The organism is Dehalococcoidia bacterium (assembly GCA_021295915.1).
Lineage (GTDB): Bacteria > Chloroflexota > Dehalococcoidia > Lucifugimonadales > UBA1123 > VXRN01.
Window position 1 is genome coordinate 1 of sequence record JAGWBK010000015.1, and the last position, 14,716, is coordinate 14,716.

Sequence of the window (14,716 nt, forward strand, 5' to 3'; positions counted from 1 at the left end):
TACTGAGATCCTGAAGGTCCACTCCAACGGCAAGCCGTTGGATGAGGATGTTGACCTGGAGCGGGTGGCACGCCAGACGATTGGCTTTAGTGGAGCCGATCTAGCAAACCTTGTGAACGAGGCAGCCATTCTCGCTGCCCGACGCACCAAGAAGCTCATTGCGCTCTCTGAGTTCACAGAGGCCATAGACAGGGTCCTGCTCGGTCCTGCACGAAAGAGCCGCACAATTAACGACCAGGAAAAGGAGATCACCGCCTATCACGAGGCCGGGCACGCCCTGGTTGCGCATTTCCTGCCGAACGCCGACAACCCGTTCAAGGTGACCATCGTTTCCAGGGGTCAGAGCGGTGGGCATACACGCTACCTGCCAGAAGAAGACCGCAATCTGTGGACACGTGCCCAGTTCTCGGACATGCTGGCCGCCGCACTGGGTGGACGTGTGGCCGAAGAAGAGGTGTTCAACCAGCTTACAACCGGCGCAGGCAGTGACATCGAGCAGGCCACCAACATCGCGCGACAAATGGTCACTCGATACGGTATGAGTGAAAAGCTTGGACCCCGCACCTTTGGCAAGCGGGAAGAGATGGTATTCCTGGGCCGAGAGATTTCTGAGCAGCGAGACTACTCCGATAAGATCGCAGAGATCATCGACTCAGAGGTTCACGATATCATCGATAGTGCCTACAACATGGCTACTGAAGTCGTCAGGGAGCACATGCCCAAACTTGAGCAGCTTGCTGAGTATCTCATCGAATTTGAGACGATAGAAGTGGACGAATTGGACACCCTGTGGGAAACACCGCCACCGGAATCCACGGACGAGAGCCCTGACTCTGGCCCAGAGGACGATCTAGGGCCTCAACCGGACGCACCTCCGATGGCGCCCGCGCCGCCTGCACCCGCGCCGGTGGGCGACTGACCACCATTCGAACCTGGAAACTTAAAGGGCGGGCACATGGCCCGCCCTTCTTCTTTGGCTGATGGTTAGTTCTTAAAGACCGGATGCTAGCTGTTCAGCACCGCCCTCAGCGCCTGAATCGTCTCTTCGATGTCGGACTCTGTTGTCTTGCCCATGTGGCCAATGCGGAATATCTGACCTGCAAGCGACGCCTGACCGCCGGACACGATCACGTTGTGCTCAGTTCGTAGCCTTCCTACCAGGTCACCAGCATCAACGCCGTCAGGGATGCTCACAGCGGTCACAGTATTGGATGCGTAGCTCTCATCCTTAGCAAACAGCTCGAGGCCCAGACTGCGCACGCCGTCCCTCGTGAACTGTCCGATGGCGGCGTGACGCTCGTACACTGAACCCATTCCCTCATCGAGAAGCTGATCTAGTGCGTTGTCGAGTGCAAACATGACAGACACCGACGGTGTGTAAGGTGGCTGCCCGATCTCGTAGTACTTCTTGTACTGGGCCATATCCAGGTAGAACTTGGGCATTCGGGATTCAGTGTGGGCTTGCCACGCTCGCTCGCTGAAGCTCATGAACGCCAGGCCTGGCGGCAGCATCCAACCCTTTTGGGACGCTGTAGCGACCACGTCCAGTTCCCAAGCGTCCGTGGAAATGGGGATCGATGCCACGCTGCTGATCCCGTCCACAATGAGTAGCTTGTCAAACTCACCCTTCACTACGCTGGCCACCGCTTGGAGGTCGTTAGCGACTCCCGTCGAGGTCTCATTGTGTGTAACGGTTACTACCTTGATATCCGGGTCCGCCTGGAGCGCCGACCTCAGGATGTCCAGGTCAATATCCTCGCCAAAAGGGAACTCTAGCGTATTCACCTCGGCGCCGTATGCGCTGGCGATGTCGGTAAACCTGTTCCCGAATACTCCAATCGTCGCGTTGATAACCTTGTCCCCTGGGGACAGCGTGTTGACAACCGCCGCCTCCATCGCCGCAGTACCCGACCCAGTGATGATCCACACATCCCCGTCGGTCTCGAAGACACGCTTCAGACGGTCCGTCGTACTCAGCAGGAGGTCCTTATACTCAGGCCCCCTGTGGTTGATCATCGGACGCGACATGTCCTCCAGGATGTCTTCCGGCACGGGAATCGGACCGGGGATTCGCAGGTTCATCTCAATTCTCCAGACTCGTTTACTTGGGTGGTTGGCGGGCTGTTCAAGGCACGCAAAACCCTCAAGGGATTCTAGCAAACAGCCAATCTCGCTTGCGAGATTCCAGGTACGCCTGCCGGCTGACAGCTTTCTCAGGTGAGAATTCACAGCCGCTCCGCTAAACTCGTTGATATGCAGAAGCACGAGTCACGACCGTTGGTCCCCAGAGCTCGTACTAAACCTCTCACCAGATACAGGTACCAGTGGTAGCATCCGACCTGCCCCTCACAGTTGACCATCTCAACAAGCGCTATGGTTCCGGTCCTTACGCAAACAGAGACATCTCGTTTGCCGCACACCCAGGGGAGATGCTTGGGATTCTAGGGCCGAACGGGGCAGGGAAGACCACTCTCGTACGGCAGATCACTACTGAACTCCTGTCGACGTCAGGTAGCATTCACGTGTTTGGACTAGATATGGTATCTGATCCGATCGGCGCAAAGAACCTGATGGGAGTAGTGCCACAGGAGGCCCAGCTCTTCGAACTGCTCACGGTCTACGAAACGCTGAAGATCTTCGCAAAGCTGAGGGGCCTCTCATCTCGTGACGCGAGCAGTCGTACCAAAGAATTGCTGACCGTTCTGCGGCTGGCCGAGTACAGGGATGTGACAACCGTCAGGCTATCGGGTGGCCTCAAGCGTCGAGTGATGGTCGGAATCTCGATGATCGCGAGACCTGGCCTGATCGTGTTGGATGAGCCCACCACGGGACTGGACCCTCAGTCGCGACGGGACATGTGGGACCTGATGCGCGACTACAAGGGCAGGGGCGGGACGATCCTGATGACCACCCACTACATGGAGGAGGCCGAAGCACTCTGTGATCGCGTGGGGATCATCTCGCAGGGAAGGCTGCTGGCCCTGGACACTGTTTCCAACTTGCGCTCGTCCAGAGGATTCGACTTCAAGATCACATATACCAGTGACGGCCTGAACTCTGCCACGCAGACCATCTTTGTTACTAACGAGAGGGAACTGGTCGAGCGTGTCAGGCAGATAGGGATAGGTCAATATAGCGTTGGCCGTACGACTCTTGAGGATGTCTATTTGGCCTTGACTGACGAAGAGGAACACCATGGCCGGTCAAGCTCGAACTGAATCGGAACCGGCGGTAGCGCTCATCACGGGACCTGCGAAGTTCTTCAGGGATGTCGCCAGCATCTTTGAAATACGGTTCATCCTGCTTAGGCGAAGTTGGTACTGGTACCTGATGGGGACGCTGGTCTTTCCGGTTGGAATGTTCTACTTCGCCAGCGCACTCGCGCCCGACACGCCCGATGCCATTCGCAGGGCGATGATCGGAACAATCGTATTTGGTTCCACCATGCTGACGACTTCAATGCTTGGGCAAAGCGTCGTCTTCGACAGATTTCAGGGCCGTCTCAAGCTCATAATCACGATGCCGGTGTCCCGCTTTGCCTATGCTGCCGGCATCCTGTGTGTGGGCTCAGTTCTCTCCGGATCGGCTGTGTGCATCTTATTGACTGTTGCCCTGGTCGCCGGCGTCGAATTCACGTTCACATGGTCTTTCCTGCCTATAGTTCTGACCGTGCTTCTCACAATGTCTGGGCTGACCCTCCTGGTGGTGAGTTACGCTCCGTCGCCTGAGGTCGGAGGGATCATGTCCAACCTCCTTGGCATTTTCATGGCCCTGGTGAGCCCGGTGTACTTCCCCATGGAACAGGCCCCTGCGCTCATGCGCGCATTCGGATGGGCGTCTCCCTTGAGATACGCGGCGGACGGTATGATGAAGTCATTGTCAGGCCAACCTGACGTTTACGTCGAGGTAGCGATTCTCGTGGTGTTCTCGGCTGTGTGTCTGGGCGCCGGACTCTGGAAACTTCGCTGGCAGGAGTCATAGCTCCGTCCGATCTCCTAAAAGGCGGTCTAATTCGGGTCGCTTTTGCCATTGATACTGGCATCTGCGCAGTGCTAGCCTGTCAGAGAACTCTTGTACTGAATTTGTCCAAATTGGAGGCCCAGCCAGCCCATGGAATACGCAGTCCAGACCGAGGGAATTGCCCGGTCATTTGGGGATGTAAAGGCAGTCGACTGGATCAATCTGGAGATACCCGAAGGGGAGATTTACGGATTTCTGGGACCGAATGGGGCAGGGAAGACCACCCTGGTCCGAATGCTTATTACCTTGCTGATGCCTACGTCTGGTCGCGGAATAGTGGCCGGGTACGACCTGGTCAGGCAATCAGGGGACATCAGGTTAAGAATCGGCGCGGCCCTTCAGGATGCTGCCCTCGACCCCAAGCAGACCGGTCGGGAAATTCTTCGACTGCAGGGCAGACTGTACGGTCTGTCGCGCCGGGAGGTCAATCAGCGGCTTGACGATCTAGCTGATCTGATAGACATCGGGGACGCCATCGACAGGTTCGTTGGCACATACTCAGGGGGGATGAAGCGCAGGCTCGACCTCGCTGCCGCCCTGATCCACAATCCCCAGATTCTATTTCTGGACGAGCCGACCACCGGGCTGGACCCCATCAGTCGTACACGGGTCTGGGAGGAAGTGCGCCGCGTAAACCACGATCTCGGCGTAACGATTTTCCTGACTACTCAGTATCTTGAAGAAGCTGACGAGCTCGCTGACCGGGTCGGAATCATCAACCGGGGAAGGCTGATGGCCGAGGGTACTCCCTCCGACCTTAAACGCTCTCTCGGAAACGATGTCATCATCGCCCAGGTCGATGGCCAGGCTGATCAGGCCCGGGAGGCAGTATCCGGGCTGACAGGAGTCGCCGGTGTCGAGACACGTGGCAGCGAAGTGCTGATACAGGCCCCCAATGGTGCCGCAGCCATAAGCAGCGTCGCATTGGCGTTAGCTCAGAGGGAGGTGGCTGTCAGCGAGATTATTCTCCGCACACCGACCCTCGACGACGTTTTCCTCAGTGTTGCCGGCGCTCGCATGGAAGAAGAGGCCAAGTCTGACGACGATGTCCCAGTCACTCGCTGAACACCCACTCGGCCGAGCCCTGAGCAGATCACTCAAATTGGAGATCAACTTTGAACCCCGCAACTCTTGCCCAGGCAGACATCCGAGCACGTCATGCCGGATTCCTTTCCGACGTCATCTCCGTCGCCATTCGAGCTCTGCGCTCGATACCTCGCGATCCGGAAGCAGTCTACCCGGCCCTCGTAATTCCAGTGTTCTTCTTTGCCATCAATGTTGGCGCCTTGCAGGACATGGCGGAGCGAATCCCCGGAATCGACTACAAGGCTTTCCAGCTTCCGGTGGCTATCATATTTGCTGTTACCGGCATTTCTCGGGCAGTTACCCTGGTCACTGATATCCAGACCGGCTATTTCGACAGGTTGTCGTTGACACCCGTAAGCCGCCTTGCCCTGCTCATCGGGCTGACAGTAGCTGACTTCACATTGGTGGTTGTACTAACCCTGCCAGTGATTGCGATTGGATTCCTGGTCGGCGTCACATTCGCTTCTGGGCCTCTTGGTCTGCTGCTCTTCATATTCATGTCCGGACTATGGGGCCTGGTGTTTACCGGGTTTCCCTACGCGATTGCCCTCAAGACTGGTAATCCTGCCGCCGTGAACTCCAGCTTCCTGCTGTTCTTCCCGTTCGTCTTTCTGACAACCGTGTTCGTACCGAAAGAGGCAATGACCGGCTGGCTGGCGACTGTTGCCACCTTCAACCCGGTAACCTATCTGCTGGATGCCCTCAGGTCCCTGATTGTCACCGGCTGGGACGTTCAGGCCCTGCTAGGTGGGTTCGCGTGTATAGGTGCCGTTGGCCTGGTCAGCGGAACACTGGCCCTGACCGCACTCAAGGGCCGTACACGAAGGCGCTAATTGCCGGAAAGCCAGCGAGAGCAGGCCGCCGTCATAAAGAAGTGGAACTTCTGGCACTGGAGCAAGCATTCCTATCTATAGCTAGGTGGAGGTCTGAACCCTGAGAATTCCCCTTCTAGGAGTGAGGCGAACGTTATCGGTGTGTGATCTTCAAGGTACGGTCCGATCGCCTGGAGCCCGATGGGCAGCCCCGAACGTGTCAACCCCACCGGAAACGCAGTTGCAGGCTGGCCGCACAATGTGGCGACCGCAGGATATACAGTCTGCAGTCCGTAGGAGACTTCCGAGCCATTGACGGTGAGTACTCGCTCCGGCCATGGCGCCTCAGTATGAGGAAACGCAGGAGTCAGGGTTATGGGTGCGATAAGCACGTCCCAACTCTTGAAGAACTCACGGTACCCCTCACGTAATCGTTCCCTCTCCTGAAGCCATCCAAGGAAGTCGCCCCCACTGGCCTCAATGCCGTCGGCCATTGCGATCTGAAACTCATCATGGGACGCACGCATATTACTGGCAAGTCGTCCTCTCTGCTCGGCAGTTCCGGACGAAGTCATCAGTCCTAGGATGGACGAATACACACGGTGATGCCGGCGAAGATCTCCAAAGTTAGCAGGCTGGGTCTTCGCGACTTTTGCTCCTCCGGCGACAAGATAATCTACCAACTGTTCCTGAGCGGCAAGGATCTCGCTGTCCAAAGGGAGCCACTCGATTTGGGGCATCACTGCAACCCTGAAATCTGAGAGAGTCGTGTGCCTGGGATTGGGGATCTCGAGTCTCCAGGCAACGTCCTCGCCAACATCCGGACCGGAGGTGACGTCGAGCCCGAGAGCCAGATCTTGGGCAGTTCTCGCGAGTGGCCCCTGTACTGCCATCGTTGCCGCGGGGTTTGGCAGAGGTGTACCGGGGAAATGGCCGCTCCGCGCAAGCGCAGTCTCGCTCGGCTTATGGCCATAGATTCCGCAGAAAGCGGCTGGAACTCTAATCGAACCCCCGATGTCGCTGCCAAACTCCAGCGGCGTAAGCCCCGCTGCAACCGCGGCTGCACCTCCTCCTGTGCTTCCTCCTGGCGTTCGCCCGAGATCCCAGGGGTTGTTGGTGCGACCGAAGATTGAGTTTGAAGACTGCCAGTCCGCCGCATTGGGGGGGACATTGGTCTTGCCCATGATTACTCCGCCGGCCTCCTTTACACGAGCTGCCAGACGAGAATCGGATTCAGGTACGCGATCCGAAAATGCCTCCACACCGGCAGTCCCGTTAAGCCCGGCGACGTCGATGCAGTCCTTGATGGTCAGAGGAAGACCGAGGAGAGGAGCGTCCTCTCCTCGTGACCGACTGGAGTCCGTTCCATGCGCAACCGCAAGCGCTTCCTCGTAATTTGGCGTAACGATCGCGTTTAGGACAGGATTGAACTGCTCGATACGCTCAAGATGGTTCTCTAGAAGTTCCGTGGAGGAAATAACCCGGTTCTGAAGACCACGTAACATCGAGGTTGCAGAGGCATATGGGTCAAACTCAAGGGAGGACATTCAGTCACCTCTTGATATGAAAGAGGCGGGCCTGAGTGGACCCGCCTCTTACTTCTACTTCTGTGTTTATTTTCGGCCTAGGTCGTAAACAGTATCGGGTTTCGCAGCGGTGGAGCGATCTGGTCCTCAGACAGCTCGTAGGCTTCCTTCTGGTAGATCTGGATCCGGTGCTGTCCGAAGTCGCAGATGAACAGCCGGAATTCGGAATCAACCCTGACGCTGCATGGCGCGCTGAGACGCCTTGTCGGCTCAAGGTCTGCCATCTCCCGCAGCCTTAGTGTGACGGTATTTGCCAGGATGTACTGACGGCCCGACTTCGACAGGTTTGCATCGCCGATGAACTGCTCGATGAAGCGCCCTTCGGCGTTGAACATCTGAACGCGATCATTCAGCCAGTCGGCGACGTAGATGTCCCCGTGGGCATCGACTGTGACGGAAGCTGGTCTGTTGAACTGCCCCTTTTCGTCGCCCTTGGAACCGATGCTCATAACAAACTCACCGTCTGCGTTGAACTTCTGGACCCTGTCGTTGCGCCAGTCGGCCACGTACACATCACCGAACTCGTCCAGCGCAACGCCCCAGGGCATGTTCAACTCGCCCTCAGCGCTTCCCTGGCCGTGGTCAATGGTCTGCAGGTGGGTTCCATCCCTTGTGAACCGCTGAATGCGGTGATTCATAGTGTCTGAGACTAATATGTTTCCGTCTGAGTCGAACTGTATTGAGGATGGACGGTTCAACTGTCCCTGTTCGGAGCCGTGTTCACCCCACGTGTCCAGAACTGTGCCCTCTTTGTCCATGATAGTGACGCTATGCTTGGCCTCATCGGAGACGTAGAGGTTCTCTTCCTCATCTACCAAAAGAGCAGTTGGCCAGGTGAAATTTCCCGTACCAAGCAGCCCCAGGTTCTCGTCGTCCCAGTTGATGACTCGCACCTCCGTGCCGAGACCGCCGCGAGTCAGGACGTAAACGTTCTCTTTACCAAAGCCTATGTCCACCGGATTCGAAGTTACTCGACGCTGTCCGAGTGTCATGTAGTACGGATAGCCAGACCTCAGAAGGGCGTATGGTCGTCCCATTGGTTTACCTCTGACGGAAGATTCTGGCCCGGGCCCGACTCTGTGTTGGGGGCGGGTACCCGGGCAATTTGAGCCAAGTCTACTTGAACGGGTTTATTTGCTCGTACTGACCAAGCACAATCGGGGCCGCTTCGACACCCAGCCACTGCTCGAGGATCGTGCCGTAGATTCCGCGGTAGTCGATGGTGTGCTCCAGGTCTTCGCCATTCACCCAGCGACTCTGCTCGAGGGACGGGTACTCTGAGTAGAGTCCGCCTTCTACAGGCTTGCCAATGATGAAGGCTCCGCCACCTGAGCCGTGGTCGGTGCCCGATCCGTTGTCATAGATGCGGCGTCCAAACTCAGTGAACACCAGCATGACTACGTTGTCGTCGGCATCGTGCTCTTCGAGGTCGTCGAAGAAGTCGTGGATGGCGCCAGACAGGTCACCAATCAGCTTGGGATGCGTCGGCACCTCGTTGGCGTGGGTGTCGTAGCCTCCGTGCTGGGTATAAAAGATGCGGGTTCCGAGGTCAGCAGTGTGCACCCTGGCGACGTCCCTTAGGCTCTTCGCGATGGGGTTGTCCGCATACTCTACTGTTGATTCGTACTGTTCAGGAGCGGCTTTTATGATGTCGGCTCCGGTTAGCACGTCCTGGCCCGTCCTCGACAGGTACTCCATGACCGGCCCCGTGCCTATTGCCGGGCCGTACATGTGCTTGAAGATGTCCAGTGCCTGGCTGCGCTCGTTTTCAGCATCGATCCCCGTCATGAGGCCGTAATTGTCCAGGTTGGACACACTGGTCACAGGGACACCCGGCATTGCCATCGCCCGCGGAAGTCCCACACCAAAGTTGACGCCTGTAAGCGGGTTCTCGCCCTCTGGATCAATCTCACGAAGTGTTCGTCCGAGCCAGCCGATGGTTGACACTTCGTGCGGCTCGCACGTGTGCCAGATGTCCATTCCCCTGAAGTGGGAACGGTTCGAGTTTGGATATCCGATGCCCTGCACGATCGCGACCATACCGCGGTCGTAGAGGTCCTTGAACGGCCCCATCTGTGGATGGAACGCTAGCGTGTCGTTCAGTGGCAGGACCTGGTCCTGCGGGATGCCAACCAGCGGCCGATTGTCGTGATAGACGGGGCTGGTATAGGGAATGAGGGTGTTCATGAAGTCATTGCCGCCAGTCATCTGGACGACGACGAAGACAGGAGACTTCCCGTTGCCGTTACCTGCCATATTTGATTCCTCCTTGAATGGGCGCCGGTCTAGGCAAACTGATATTCGCGCGACGCGACTATCAGCTGCAGCATCCGTGCGACTTTGTCTGCGTTCTCTGTGATGGCTTGATCGCTGCTCAGATCGATGTCCCCGACGCTGTCAGCGTATCGAGCCAAGGCACCACGAGTGTCCTCGCCCACTTCTATTGGACCCAGTAGGTCGAGGCACTGGTTGACAAGATCGTCCGGCGTAAGCGACTCGCTTCGGGAGAGCCTTGTGATTATGTACTGGACGCCCGGCGCGGACGTGTCGTTGAACTGGTTGACGGCGAAGTTGACTCGCTCATTTAAAGTGCCGCCATCGATCCACTCGTGACCGGTATGCCAGCCTTCGACCGTGGGTGGGTTCATGAGCGTCTGGCCCATGACCGACGTTGCCCCGCTGAGAGCTCCAACGGACTGTCCGGGAGCAGGAACTTCGTCGTAGGTGCCGACAATTTTAATCGTGCCAGCCACCAACTCTGCAGGGTTCTTTACCTTCTTGAACTGGGCCGCCTTGAAGAAGTCTGAGTTGAACAGAGTCCTAAGCACCGGCCTGATCTGCCCGTTGTTCTCCTGGAAGGCCTCTACGAGGGCGTCGACTGCCTCAGGATCGTTGGGAGGCTCGATATTCCACGCCGGCACCTGTGGCTCGTCTGCGACGAAGAAGTTGTATAGATGGCGAGAAATGAACCTGTAGGTGGGTTCCTGCTGGACTACGATGTCGATTATGTCCTCACCATTTAAATTGCCCGTATGACCCAGGAACGTCTTCTCGCTGTCGTCGTGGTCTTCAGGTAGGAACTTGAACTCCGACGTATAGTGTCCAAACGGATACAGCGGGATCGGCTGGGTGAATGTCCAGCCCGTGAATGCACGGGCCGCGTTCTTGATGTCATCTTCAGAGTAGTTGCCGACTCCCATACTGAACAGCTCTAGTAGCTCACGGCCCCAGTTTTCGTTTGGCTGGTCGGCGTGGTTCTCGCAGTTGTCCAGCCAGTAGTTCATGGCCGGGTCCTTCGACAGATCCAGAAGGATGGTCTGCAGGTCGGTCATGCCGACCTCCCGGAACATGTCGATCTGCCGAATGATAGTTGGGCTGTGCTCGCTCTTGTACCACGCGGTGGCAAAGACATGGTGCCAGAACAGCGCCATCTTCTCTTCCAGCGGACGGCTGGAATTGATCATGCGCCACACCCATTTGCCAGCCCATAGCTGCACCGCATCGTGGTAGGACAGCTCCATGTTGTAGCGCATGAGCGCGTCCTCATCCAGGTCCTCCACCTGCTCGGGATGGAGCAGACCCTCGACCACGTCTTCATAAGACTTCGTCGACAGCTCCTCAAGCTCGGCTCTGGTCGCGCCGAAACCGGCACGGCGCATCAGGTGAGAGATCAGAGCGAGGTCATTGTTGGACATTCCTTGGCCCCCTTGATCGTAATTCAGACTCCGCTAGTAGTAGTGCGATATGTTACAGATTGCGCAACCACATCTTGCCACATCGTAAGGCTAGACGGTATTGTACCCCAGCCCCACAACCTCTTCAACGGTATCGCCAAATTGCGCGCAGTCCTGAAACTGGTCGAATGGACACCTCGCACGCCTATCTTCTACGGATGGGTAGTCCTTGGCATGGCTGCGCTTGGAACCTATGCCGCGACCGGCGTTGCCCAGGTGGTCATCGGAGGCATTCAAAACCTGATATTCGAAGACCTCGGCTGGGACAGGTCTACTGTCGCCTTCGCGGTTACGGCCGGCACATGGATGTCAGGTCTGCTGGCCCCTATCTTCGGACGCTTGGTCGACCAGCATGGTCCAAGACGGCTGATGCCGCCGGCTGCACTAATTGCCGGTGTCTCCTTCATTGCTCTCGCGGGCATTCGCGAAGTGTGGCACTTCTACGCTGCTTACATGATTGCCAGGGCTATTGCCAACCCGGCCCTCGTGGGCGTAGTGCCAAGGACAGTTGCGGTCAACTTCTTCCATCGCAAGAGAAACCTCGCTATTGGGCTCGTATCGACTTTCAGGCCAGTCAGCGGGGCGATCAATATCCAGATCATTTCGGTCATTGCCGCCGCGTCTAGCTGGCGTGTGGCTTACCGTCTTCTTGGGGTTTTCTCAATCCTGCTCGTCCTGCCCCTATTCCTGATCATGCGGAAGAGACCAGAGGACATAGGGCTCAGACCCGATGGGGATGAGAGCCCTGCACCTATTCGGGCGGCAACCTCCACAGCTAGAGGCCGCGACCGGCCCTCCTCGTCAGATGACGGCAGTTGGTCTGCCGGTGAAGCCCTGGCAACTTCTGCCTTCTGGCTGATCGTTCTGGCAGAGATGCTGACAATTCTGACATCCAGCACAGTGGGCTTTCAGATGGTCCCATTCTTGGTTGATTCAGGGATCTCTCAGCCGATTGCGGTTATCGCATTGAGCCTGAGTTCTATGCTGGGCGCCCTTGTTAACCCCTTCTGGGGGGTACTCGCCGATAGATACCAGCCACGCGTACTGGCGACCTTCGCGACTGCCGCTACACTGATCACCGCGGCCTGCTTCATCCCAACCGGAGGGGGCACGGGCGGGTTTGTAGTCGCAATTGTGTGGGGAATTGCATCGGGTGGACTGAACGTCCTGGGAAGCATGATGCTGGCGCAGTACTTCGGTCGGGCTTCCTACGGCACCATTACCGGACTTACCGGTCCATTCCAGATGGCTTTCCTGGGACTCGGACCGACGATGGGTGCACTTCTGTTTCGAGCGACCGACGGCTATACGGTCATCTGGTACTACGCGCTCGGTGCGTACGCTGTTGCTACGGTGCTCATCTTCAGCGCCCGAAGGCCAATGAAGAAGCGTCGCGAGTGACTCCCTTACTCTGAAATCCAGCGTGGCATTCGCTTACAGTGCGTGTATGATTGAAACACATCTCGGAGGGTGAACAATGACCTCAAACTCGACCGATGTAGTCATAGTTGGTGGGGGAGCGGCAGGATGCGCCGTAGCGTACTACCTGGGCCTTGCTGGAGTCTCATCCACGATAGTTGAGCGAGAAGGAATAGCCGCCTTTGCCTCCGGTTACTCGGCTGGCGGACTCAACCCCCTTGAAGGTGCTGGCATTCCTGGCCGATTGGGTGCCCTTGCCATGACTTCTTTCAAGATGCACAAGGACATCTGGGGCGACCTCATTGAGCGCTCAGGGATCGACTTCCAGCCGGAGATCATATCGTCAGTACGGGTTGCATTTAACGGCTTCGACCTCGATGCGATGCGATCGACCCAGCAGATCTTTGACCGTGCCGACTCCGACTTCAGCGGGGAGTGGCTCGATTCCAACCAGCTTAGAGAACTGGAACCTCGAATCGCCGACAACGCGATCTGGGCGCTGGATACGCGCGGAAACGCCATTCTCAGCAGTGAGCGGTACACTCAATCTCTCGCCGGCGCCGCCGAAACCCTCGGAGCGTCTGTCGTCACCGCAGAAGTAACAGGTATCGGCACAGACGGCGAAAGAGTCACCTCCGTGGAGACGACGGAAGGCAACATTGCCTGTGGAGCCGCTGTCTTTGCAACAGGTCCCTGGTCAGCGCAGGTGGGCGACTGGCTCAGAGTAAACGTACCCGTTGAGCCGTACAAGGGCGAGATTCTGCGAACGACCTTGCCGAGTGGCCCACTCCCAGCTGACCTACAGGGGGCAGGGATATCACTGAACCGGCGAGAAAACGGACAGATATGGGTTGGTGCAACTGAAGAAGACCGAGGCTTTGATCTTGAGCCATCAGATGAAGCTCGCGCCACGCTGATGCAGGGCGCACTGCGGCTGATGCCCGCGATGGCGGACGCCGAAATCGTGCTCCACACTGCCTGCCTCAGGCCCCTGTCGCCGGACTGGATGCCGATTGTGGGAACTGCCCCTGGCTGGGACAACGCGTATCTGGCAACTGGAGCAGGAAAGAAGGGTATTCTCCTCAGCCCCGGGCTAGGCAAGGCAATCGCTGACGTGGTTACACAGGGCAGTACTGATCTCCCTGTGGACGAGTTTGTTGCCGACAGGTTTAACGGAGGGGGCTAACTGTGACTACTCCCAGCTTTCTAATTAGGTTTCCGCTCCAGGCTGCCTTATACGACGGCGAACAGGTCACAATCAGGTCGCTCCAGCCGGGCGACAAGGACGAGCTCCTGAGCTTCTTCCTCCGCGTTCCGGAGGAAGACCGATTCTACCTGAACAGTGATGTCGGTTCGGCAGAGGTAATAGCGGAATTCGCCGAGCACATCGACTTGGAGCAGACGATCCCCCTGGTAGCTGTGAGTGGTAACCGTATTCTGGCGGACGCGACTCTCCACCGGAGCCGTCGGGCTGCTAGGAGACATGTGGGAGAGATCCGCGTGGTCGTCGAACCGGAGTACAGGAGGCGCGGACTGGGTGTGCGCCTGATCCATGAGTTGATCCAACTAGGGCGAGATCTAGACCTTCACTCACTGGTCTTCGAGCTCGTCTCGGGTCATCAGCAGGACGCGATTCAGGCTGCGCTGGGAGCGGGATTCGAGCAGGTCGCCGAGCTGCGGGGGCGGATCCTGGACATACAGGGTAGCCCGCAGGACCTGATCATTCTGGAAAGGCCCCTGAACGTCGCTCCCGAACTTGGGCACTTAGATATCTGATCGAAAAGCCTGGGCCCTGAAGTCTAAAGGGTCGTCTACTGGGAGATGCTCTGACTCTCGACGAGTATCTCTTGGATCAGGCCGAGCACTTTCCTTGCGATCGTGTCACGAATCTCTCTCGTCTCATCCACACCCTGACCTGCCGGGTCTGGGAGTCCCCAGTCTTCGATCCCCCTGATGAAGAGAGCGGGACAGGCCTCGGCGTCGATTTCGCAGCCCATCGTGATTACCCTGCGGGCTGCCTCACCCATGTCGTCGGTAAGCATCTGCGGCCGGCTCTGAG

At 57.5% G+C, this 14,716-nt stretch carries 14 protein-coding genes; 8 read left to right on the plus strand and 6 right to left on the minus strand.

The genetic code is table 11. The annotated features are described in order from the left end of the window. On the plus strand, nt 1-919 hold a 919-nt coding region (locus J4G14_06240), incomplete at its 5' end, for a cell division protein FtsH (GenBank protein ID MCE2457398.1). 86 nt (nt 920-1,005) lie between these two features. Here the strand turns inward: J4G14_06240 and J4G14_06245 are convergent. Further along, the gene (locus J4G14_06245) at nt 1,006-2,082 is read right to left on the minus strand and encodes an alanine--glyoxylate aminotransferase family protein (protein MCE2457399.1); all 1,077 of its coding nucleotides are present in this window, start codon (nt 2,080-2,082) and stop codon (nt 1,006-1,008) included. Between the two features lie 242 nt (nt 2,083-2,324). Here J4G14_06245 and J4G14_06250 point away from each other — a divergent pair, with 242 nt between their 5' ends. The 4 genes from J4G14_06250 (at nt 2,325) to J4G14_06265 (ending at nt 5,939) form a co-directional block, all read left to right on the plus strand. After that, nucleotides 2,325-3,218: an ABC transporter ATP-binding protein gene (locus J4G14_06250; GenBank protein ID MCE2457400.1), complete on the plus strand. Its 894-nt coding sequence runs from the start codon at nt 2,325-2,327 to the stop codon at nt 3,216-3,218. Continuing rightward, nucleotides 3,196-3,981, plus strand: a complete 786-nt coding sequence (locus J4G14_06255) for an ABC transporter permease (protein MCE2457401.1) — start codon at nt 3,196-3,198, stop codon at nt 3,979-3,981. Before J4G14_06250 ends, J4G14_06255 begins: the two co-directional genes overlap by 23 nt. Nucleotides 3,982-4,110: 129 nt before the next feature. Continuing rightward, nucleotides 4,111-5,085, plus strand: a complete 975-nt coding sequence (locus J4G14_06260) for an ATP-binding cassette domain-containing protein (GenBank protein ID MCE2457402.1) — start codon at nt 4,111-4,113, stop codon at nt 5,083-5,085. Nucleotides 5,086-5,135: 50 nt separating this feature from the next. Continuing rightward, nucleotides 5,136-5,939 carry an ABC transporter permease gene (locus tag J4G14_06265; GenBank protein MCE2457403.1) on the plus strand — a complete coding sequence of 268 codons (804 nt, stop codon included), beginning with the start codon at nt 5,136-5,138 and terminating at the stop codon, nt 5,937-5,939. A gap of 71 nt (nt 5,940-6,010) precedes the next feature. On the opposite strand, the gene J4G14_06270 is transcribed toward J4G14_06265, so the two are convergent. The 4 genes from J4G14_06270 to J4G14_06285 form a co-directional block, all read right to left on the minus strand. Further along, nucleotides 6,011-7,465, minus strand: coding sequence for an amidase (locus J4G14_06270; protein ID MCE2457404.1), 1,455 nt, complete (start codon nt 7,463-7,465; stop codon nt 6,011-6,013). 77 nt (nt 7,466-7,542) lie between these two features. After that, nucleotides 7,543-8,541 carry an NHL repeat-containing protein gene (locus J4G14_06275; GenBank protein MCE2457405.1) on the minus strand — a complete coding sequence of 333 codons (999 nt, stop codon included), beginning with the start codon at nt 8,539-8,541 and terminating at the stop codon, nt 7,543-7,545. A 79-nt stretch (nt 8,542-8,620) separates the two neighbouring features. Then, nucleotides 8,621-9,760, minus strand: a complete 1,140-nt coding sequence (locus tag J4G14_06280) for a DUF1501 domain-containing protein (GenBank protein MCE2457406.1) — start codon at nt 9,758-9,760, stop codon at nt 8,621-8,623. 29 nt (nt 9,761-9,789) lie between these two features. Next, nucleotides 9,790-11,199 (minus strand): DUF1800 domain-containing protein, encoded by a 1,410-nt coding sequence (locus tag J4G14_06285; protein MCE2457407.1) that lies wholly within the window; start codon nt 11,197-11,199, stop codon nt 9,790-9,792. Between the two features lie 141 nt (nt 11,200-11,340). Here J4G14_06285 and J4G14_06290 point away from each other — a divergent pair, with 141 nt between their 5' ends. From J4G14_06290 to J4G14_06300, 3 genes are all read left to right on the plus strand, one after another. Next, nucleotides 11,341-12,639: an MFS transporter gene (locus J4G14_06290; protein MCE2457408.1), complete on the plus strand. Its 1,299-nt coding sequence runs from the start codon at nt 11,341-11,343 to the stop codon at nt 12,637-12,639. A 76-nt stretch (nt 12,640-12,715) separates the two neighbouring features. Further along, nucleotides 12,716-13,843, plus strand: a complete 1,128-nt coding sequence (locus tag J4G14_06295; protein MCE2457409.1) for an FAD-dependent oxidoreductase — start codon at nt 12,716-12,718, stop codon at nt 13,841-13,843. 2 nt (nt 13,844-13,845) lie between these two features. Further along, nucleotides 13,846-14,433 (plus strand): GNAT family N-acetyltransferase, encoded by a 588-nt coding sequence (locus J4G14_06300; GenBank protein ID MCE2457410.1) that lies wholly within the window; start codon nt 13,846-13,848, stop codon nt 14,431-14,433. Nucleotides 14,434-14,468: 35 nt separating this feature from the next. Here J4G14_06300 and J4G14_06305 read toward each other — a convergent pair. Beyond that, nucleotides 14,469-14,716, minus strand: a 248-nt coding sequence (locus tag J4G14_06305; protein MCE2457411.1) for a hypothetical protein, incomplete at its 5' end; no start/stop codon positions are given.